The organism is Streptomyces sp. PA03-5A (genome assembly GCF_033792725.1).
In the GTDB taxonomy this organism is placed as follows: Bacteria; Actinomycetota; Actinomycetes; order Streptomycetales; family Streptomycetaceae; genus Actinacidiphila.
In genome coordinates this window covers 43765-50874 of record NZ_JARAVL010000051.1, presented here as the reverse complement: position 1 = coordinate 50874, position 7110 = coordinate 43765, and the positions used below count along the sequence as shown (strand labels likewise).

6 protein-coding genes, 1 tRNA gene and 1 pseudogene are annotated in these 7110 nt (G+C 71.0%); 3 read left to right on the top strand and 5 right to left on the bottom strand.

All coding sequences use genetic code 11. The features are described from left to right. Both PV410_RS40145 and PV410_RS40140 read left to right on the top strand, forming a co-directional pair. Positions 1-1039 (top strand): annotated as a pseudogene (locus tag PV410_RS40145) (peptidase); the annotation flags it as partial. 70 nt (positions 1040-1109) lie between these two features. Then, positions 1110-1182 (top strand) — tRNA-Lys (locus PV410_RS40140). Between the two features lie 88 nt (positions 1183-1270). On the opposite strand, the gene PV410_RS40135 is transcribed toward PV410_RS40140, so the two are convergent. From PV410_RS40135 to ehuB, 5 genes are all read right to left on the bottom strand, one after another. Then, positions 1271-2026: an IclR family transcriptional regulator gene (locus tag PV410_RS40135; RefSeq protein WP_500331431.1), complete on the bottom strand. Its 756-nt coding sequence runs from the start codon at positions 2024-2026 to the stop codon at positions 1271-1273. A 214-nt stretch (positions 2027-2240) separates the two neighbouring features. Further along, positions 2241-3050, bottom strand: coding sequence for an ectoine/hydroxyectoine ABC transporter ATP-binding protein EhuA (gene ehuA / locus PV410_RS40130; RefSeq protein ID WP_499512043.1), 810 nt, complete (start codon positions 3048-3050; stop codon positions 2241-2243). Next, positions 3040-3675 carry an ectoine/hydroxyectoine ABC transporter permease subunit EhuD gene (gene ehuD / locus PV410_RS40125; RefSeq protein WP_500331429.1) on the bottom strand — a complete coding sequence of 212 codons (636 nt, stop codon included), beginning with the start codon at positions 3673-3675 and terminating at the stop codon, positions 3040-3042. The genes ehuA and ehuD overlap by 11 nt, the downstream gene beginning before the upstream one ends. 11 nt (positions 3676-3686) lie before the next feature. Further along, positions 3687-4352, bottom strand: a complete 666-nt coding sequence (gene ehuC / locus PV410_RS40120) for an ectoine/hydroxyectoine ABC transporter permease subunit EhuC (RefSeq protein WP_500331435.1) — start codon at positions 4350-4352, stop codon at positions 3687-3689. 54 nt (positions 4353-4406) lie between these two features. Continuing rightward, positions 4407-5324, bottom strand: a complete 918-nt coding sequence (ehuB, locus tag PV410_RS40115) for an ectoine/hydroxyectoine ABC transporter substrate-binding protein EhuB (protein WP_500331427.1) — start codon at positions 5322-5324, stop codon at positions 4407-4409. Positions 5325-5465: 141 nt separating this feature from the next. Here ehuB and PV410_RS40110 point away from each other — a divergent pair, with 141 nt between their 5' ends. Continuing rightward, positions 5466-6950, top strand: coding sequence for an NAD-dependent succinate-semialdehyde dehydrogenase (locus PV410_RS40110; protein WP_500331425.1), 1485 nt, complete (start codon positions 5466-5468; stop codon positions 6948-6950). The last annotated feature ends 160 nt before the right edge of the window (positions 6951-7110 follow it).

Here is a 7110-nt window from a genome sequence, read left to right as displayed (position 1 = left end):
GTCATCAGGGACAAGATCATCGGACACTCCGCAGACCCTGCCGATGAAGATCATTGACTGCCAGCCGACACGCCGATCTCATTCTGAAACGATCAGTTACTACGGCCGGACGAAGGCCCCGGGCGGTGGCTTCCGCTACAACATCCCCTCCTACGGCCCCGGCTTCGGCTTCGGCGAGCGCGAGAGCTACCCCTCGCTGCGCACCGAGTGGCTGACCCCGCTGCGCGGCGCGGCCTTCTGGTACGAGGACCACTCCGTCCTCGGCCCGCAGGACGAGACCCTGCAGGAGATGCGCAGCGGCAACGACCGCGTGACGGCCGGCCGTCACTACCGCACCGAGTGGTTCGCCCCCGTCCAGCGCCCGCGCCTCGGCCAGGGCTTCTGGGGCCCCAGCCGTGACGCCGCCGGTGGCCTGCAGTTCAACATCACGCCGTGGACGGACTCGGGCGCCGGCCACTCCGGATCCATGCCGGACGACGAGTACGACACCGGCACCATCGCGCTGTACCAGGGCGACACGCTGCTGCGGAAGTCCGCCGGCCGGGCGCTGTACCTCTTCGACCCGGTCCCCGCGCAGACCCTGCCGTACCGCCTCGTCCTGGACGCCTCGCGCGACGCCGGCCGCTGGCGCACCTCGGTGCGCAGCCGTACGGAGTGGGGCTTCCGCTCCGGCGCGGTCCCGGACGGCGTCTGGGAGCAGGACATCGAGCTGCTCCAGCTGGACTACGACGTCACCACGGACCTCGCCGGCGACGTGCGGGCCGGCGCCAAGGTGCCGCTCGGCCTGTCCGCCGCCACCCAGGAGTGGCTCGACGACGTGACGCGGGCCACGTCCGCGACGCTGTCCGTGTCGTACGACGACGGGAGGACCTGGCGGCCCGTGCCCCTGCGGCGTGCCGCCGGCGGCACCGGCCACTGGTCGGCCGAGCTGCGAACTCCCCGTACCCCGGGCGGGTTCGTGTCCCTGCGGGCCACGGCCTCCGACGGCCGGGGCGGCACGGTGGAGCAGGAGGTCGTCCGGGCGTTCGGCCTGAGCTGATCCGGTCCGGTACGGGGTCGGAGGGAGCGGTCATGAGCACCCCCTCCGACCCCGTATGATTGTCCTGCACGCGCCGCTAGCTCAACTGGCAGAGCAGCTGACTCTTAATCAGCGGGTTCGGGGTTCGAGTCCCTGGCGGCGCACAGCGAGAGGGCGCCCCTCCTTCGGGAGGGGCGCCCTTCGTCGTGTTCCGGTGGGCGTCATGCCTCGTGCGCCGGACGGCCCCGGGCCTCAGAGGGCCAGTGACAGCAGCACCGGCGCCGCGCGTTCGTTGAGGGTGTCGGCCGCGCCCTTGAGGCGGTGGGCCTGGGTGACGGGGAGGGAGAGGGCGAGGCAGCCGACCGTCCTGCCGACGGTGATCGGGATGGCGGCGCAGACCGTGCCGATCGCGTACTCCTGCAGGTCCAGGGTGGGAGCGCTGGCCGGCTGGCTCTCCAGCTTGGTCAGCAGCACCTTCTCGCTGATCGTGGTCTTGGAGGTGAGCCGTACCGTCTTGTGCCGGGACAGGTGGTCGCGGCGCCCGTTGTGGTCGAGCTGGGTGAGCAGGCACTTGCCGACCGCGCTGGCGTGGGCGGCGAAGCGGAAGTCCACCCACTCGTTGACCTTGGGTGCTTCCGGGCCGTCCGCGAAGTCGACGATCTTGACCTCGCCGTCGTCGTAACGGCTGAAGTAGACGGCGGCGCCGACCTCGTCGCGCAGCGCCGCCAGGATCTTCTTGATCTTCTCGCCGAGCGCCAGGTCGCGGCTGGCGCTGCCGAGCAGGACCAGCGACTCGCCGACGGCGTAGCCGCCGCCGGGCAGCGCGTTGAGGTAGCGCTCGCGGTTGAGCATGGCGAGGAGTTGGCCGAGATAGCCGATGGGTACTCCGATCTCACGGGCGAGCTGCTCGGCGGTGACGCCGTTCCTGTGCTTGTCCACGGTCTCCAGCACGCGCAGTGCGTGCTGGACCGCGTAGACCGGCGCGACCTGTCGGTGCTCAAGCGCCACGGTGTCCCCCTACAGGTGTGACCGTTTGCGTCCTTGCTGTAGCTAGTGGTCACGGCTGCCGGGCACGACAGCGAGCCCGGCAGCTGGGCCGGATTCCACGATAGCCTCAATGCGGTTTGCAGTAGAGCCCGTTGAAGCTTTATGTGGGCGGCCGCAGGCGTATACGCAGGAACGGGCCACTCTGGCATATGCCAACGGCACGGCCCACTTTTCCTCAGAGCACCGCACCGAGGAATTCCCGGGTCCTGTGGTGCTCCGGGGAGCCGAAAATGCGCTCCGGCGGACCCGACTCGACGACCCGTCCGCCGTCAAACATCAGTACGCGGTCCGAGACGTCCCGGGCGAACCCCATCTCGTGGGTGACGCAGAGCAAGGTGATGTCCGTGCTGCGGGCGACGTCCCTGAGCACGTCCAGCACCCCGGCCACCAGTTCGGGGTCGAGCGCCGAGGTCACCTCGTCCAGCAGCAGGATGTCGGGCCGCATCGCCAGCGCGCGGGCGATGGCCACCCGCTGCTGCTGGCCGCCGGAGAGCCGGGTGGGGTGGGCGTCCTGCTTGTCGGCCAGGCCCACCAGCTCCAGCAGCCCGCGGGCGCGCTCGGCGGCCTCGTCCCGGTCCAGGCCGAGGACGTGCACCGGGGCCTCGGTGACGTTGTCCAGCACCTTCATGTTCGGGAAGAGGTTGAAGTGCTGGAACACCATGCCGATCCGGCGGCGCGTGCCGCGCAGGTGCCTCTCGTCGGCCGGCACGAGCCGGCCGCCGCGGCCCGGCATGTGCGAGAAGGGCTCGCCGTCCACGTGGATGACGCCCTCGGTGGGCCGCTCCAGGGTCATCAGCAGCCGCAGGATGGTCGTCTTGCCCGAACCGCTCGGGCCGATCAGGGTGACGCGCTCACCGCGCCGGACCTCCAGGTCGAGGTGGTCCAGCACGGTGTTGTCCCCGTACCGCTTGACCACCTGGTCGAAGCGGACGGCGGGCGCCGCCGGGCCGGACTTGGCGGGGGTGGGGGACTCGTCAGTGAGCAAGGCGCTTCTCCAGCTTCCGCATGAGGACCGAGGTGGGGCAGCTCGCGACCAGGAAGATCACGGCGGCGATGGTGAACGCCTCCAGGTAGGCGAAGTGGTCACTGCCGAAACGATTCGCCTCGTGCACCATCTCGTCGACGGTGATGACCGACAGGAACGGTGTCTCCTTGAACATCGAGATCACGTAGTTGCCGAGGGCCGGCACGATCTTCCGCACCGCCTGCGGCAGCACCACGGCGGACCAGGTGCGCGCCCGCGGCAGCGACAGCGCGACCGCCGCCTCCCACTGCCCCCTCGGCACCGCCTCGATGCCCGCCCGGTACACCTCCGAGGTGTACGTCGCGTAGTGCACGCCCAGCACGGTGATGCCGATCACCAGCGGGTCCAGTCCCGGGACCAGCACCCACACCGCGAAGAGCTGGATCATCACCGGAGTGGAGCGCACGAACTCCACGACCGCCCGCAGCGGCAGCGTCACCCAGCGGCTGGGGGTGCGCCGCAGCACCGCGATGCCCAGACCCAGCGTGACGGCGAGCAGCGAGCCGAGCACCGTGGCCAGCAGGGTGATCCCGAAGCCGTGCAGGATCAGCGGCAGGCCCTCGCGGGCCGTCTCCCAGTCCCACATCAGACCCGACCTCACGCCGGCTGTCCGAGCCGCGCCTTGGCCACGGCCTCCAGGCCGTTCATGGCCAGTGTCAGCGCGTACGCGAGGACGAAGTAGATCACCAGGAGCAGCAGGTACGCCGTCGCGGTGTCGCCCGTCGTCGAACGGAGCTGGTCCATCTGGAAGGTGACGTCCGAAATGGTGATCAGCGACATCAGCGGGGTGCACTTCAGCAACTGGATCAGCAGGTTGTTGAACGGCGGGATCATCTGCGGCCAGGCCTGCGGCAGGACGACCAGGCGCATCCGCTGCCACGGCGTCATGCTCAGCGCGACGGCCGCCTCCCGCTGCCCGCGGGGCACGGCGTCCAGGGCGCCCCGGACGACCTCCGAGCCGTACGCCCCGTAGTTGAGCCCGAAGGCGACCACGGCGCAGGCGAGCGGCACGAGCTTGAAGCCGAGGATCGGCAGCGCGAAGAACAGCCAGAACAGCTGGACGTACAGCGAGGTGCCGCGGAAGAACTCCACGACCACCCGGGAGGTCCCGCGCACGGGCATCCGCCGCGAGCGCGCCATGAAGCCGAGGACGAAGGCGATCAGCAGCGCGAGCGCCGCGCCGAGGACGGTGGCCTGCACGGTGACCCACAGACCCGCGCCCACACTGGGCAGCGAGTGCGTGAACTGCGTGAAGCCGGACATGGATTCACCGGCGAGGTCACCGGCGGGGAAGGGGTACGAGGACAAGGCGCCGCCTCACGCCGCGCACAGCTGCGCCGTGCGCAGCGTCGCCGGCGGGACCTCCGCCTTGGTGAAGCCGTACTTCCCGATGAGGGACGTGTAGCGGCCGGGGTCGGCGGTGATCTTCTTGAGTTCCTTGTTGAACGCGTCGCGCAGGTTCGTCGCGTCCCGCCGGAACACCGCGCCGCCCGGGCTGTACTGCTTGCGGCCGCCGACCACCGGCAGGAAGGGGTCGAGCACCTCCACCGCGGCGCCCTTGTTGGTGCGGGCCAGCCAGCGCAGCGAGATCCCGGTCAGCGCGAAGGCGTCGATCCGGCCGGCGAGCAGTGCGTCCACCCCGTCCTGCTGCTTGGCCAGGGACTTCACCGAGGTCAGCGGCACCCCGGCGGCATCCGCGTAGTCCGCCTCGACCGCCGCGCTCAGCACGCCGACGGTGACCTTCTGGCGGGCGCAGGACACCAGGTCGCTCAGCCCCTTGGGGTTGCCCGCGCGGACCATCAGGGCGGTCGGCGAGACGAACTCCGGCTCCGAGAAGATCACCTTCTGGCAGCGGTCGGGCGTGATCGCCATCCCGGCGCTGACCACGTCGAAGCGGTCGGCCGTCAGGCCCGGTATGAGCGCGCCGAAGTCGGTGAGCGTGGGCCGCAGTTCCGGCACCCCGAGCGCCGTGAAGATCTCCCGGTGGAGGGTGGGCGCCTCGCCGGACAGCTCGTCGCCGTCCCGGTACCCGTACGGCGCCTCGCCCGCGAAGCCGACCCGCACGTACCCCTGCTTCCTCAGCTTGGCCAGCAGGTCCCCGTCGCCGGTGGGCGCGCCGGTGCCGGCCTGCGTACGGCTGCACGCCGCCAGCAGCCCGGGGACCGCCACGAGACCGCCGACGCCTGCGGTACGGGAGAGGAAACCCCTGCGGGACAGGGGACTGCGCTCGGACATGGACCAGACCTCCGGTAGTTCGCTTCCGTGCGGTGCGGTGACCGCACGAGGGCCGCGCCTACCCCGGCGCACAGGGGGCATTCATGCGAATCTGGTGGGGTACCCGATGTACGGAACGTCCGCGGGAGGCAGGGAGCTGCCATGAGCGACAGCACCGAAGGGAACGGCAAGCGCGAGCAACTGGTCGTGGAGCGGGTGCCGAAGGCACTGCTCGTCGGCGGCCGCTGGCGGCCTGCGAGCGACGGGCGCGAGTACGAGGTGGAGGACCCGTCCACCGCGCGACCGCTGTGCGCCGTGCCGGACGCCGGGGCCGAGGACGCCAAGGCCGCGATGGACGCCGCGGCCGCCGCGCAGGAGGGATGGGCGGCCACGGCGCCGCGTGAGCGCGGGGAGATCCTGCGCCGGGCCTTCGAGCTCATCGTGGAGCGGCAGCAGGAACTCGCCCTCCTGATGACCCTGGAGATGGGCAAGCCGGTCGCCGAGTCCCGCAGCGAGATCCTCTACGCCGCCGAGTTCTTCCGCTGGTTCTCCGAGGAGGCGGTGCGCATCGAGGGCGGCTGGCGCACCGCGCCCGACGGCAACGGCCGGATCTGGGTGATGCGCCAGCCCGTGGGCCCGGCGCTGCTGATCACCCCGTGGAACTTCCCCATGGCCATGGGCACCCGCAAGATCGGCCCCGCCGTCGCCGCCGGCTGCACCATGATCGTCAAGCCGGCCCACCAGACGCCGCTGTCCATGCTCGCCCTCGCCGAGATCCTCGGCCAGGCCGGGTTGCCGGACGGCGTGCTCAACGTCCTCACCACCTCGCACCCCGCGGAGATCAGCGGCCCCCTGACGGAGGACCCGCGGCTGCGCAAGCTCTCGTTCACCGGTTCCACGGGCGTCGGGCAGAAGCTCATCGAGCTCAGCGCGCGACAGGTGCTGCGCACCTCCATGGAGCTGGGCGGCAACGCCCCCCTCATCGTCTGCCGGGACGCGGACCTGGAGAAGGCCGTGGAGGGCGCGGCCATCGCCAAGATGCGCAACATCGGGGAGGCCTGTACGGCGGCCAACCGGATCTACGTCCACCGCGACATGGCCGAGGCCTTCACCGGGCGCCTCGCCGAGAAGCTGGGCTCCATGGTCGTCGGCCGCGGCACCGAGCCCGGCACCCAGGTCGGCCCGCTCATCGACGGCGCGGGCCTGGACAAGGTGGACCGCCTCGTGCAGGACGCCGTCTCGGCCGGGGCCCGCGCGGTCACCGGCGGCGCCCCGCTCTCGAACCGCCCCGGGTACTTCTACCCGCCCACCGTGCTGGCCGACGTGCCGCCGGACGCGGCGATGCTCCGGGAGGAGATCTTCGGGCCGGTCGCGCCGGTCGTCACCTTCGAGGACGACGACGAGGCGATCCGGCTGGCCAACGACACCGTGTACGGCCTGGTCGGCTACGTCTTCACGGAGAGCCTGCGGCGCGGCATCCGCTACGCCGAGGAACTGGAGACGGGCATGCTCGGCCTGAACAAGGGCGTCGTCTCCACCCCCGCGGCGCCCTTCGGCGGCGTCAAGCAGTCCGGGACCGGCCGCGAGGGGGGCGCCGTGGGGATCGACGAGTACCTGGAGACGAAGTACGTGGCGGTGGACGTCTAGGCCGTGTCGTCAAATGATCGCCGGCCGCCCGAAGGGCGGGCCCAGCGGCGTCTGGTGCGGTGCATCGCAAGGCGGAGAGTTGTCCTCGTAGTGGGCTACTCGGACGATTCGACAACGTAGCGTGGGGGCACCCCCGGCCGAAGGCTGGGGGAGTGCCGTA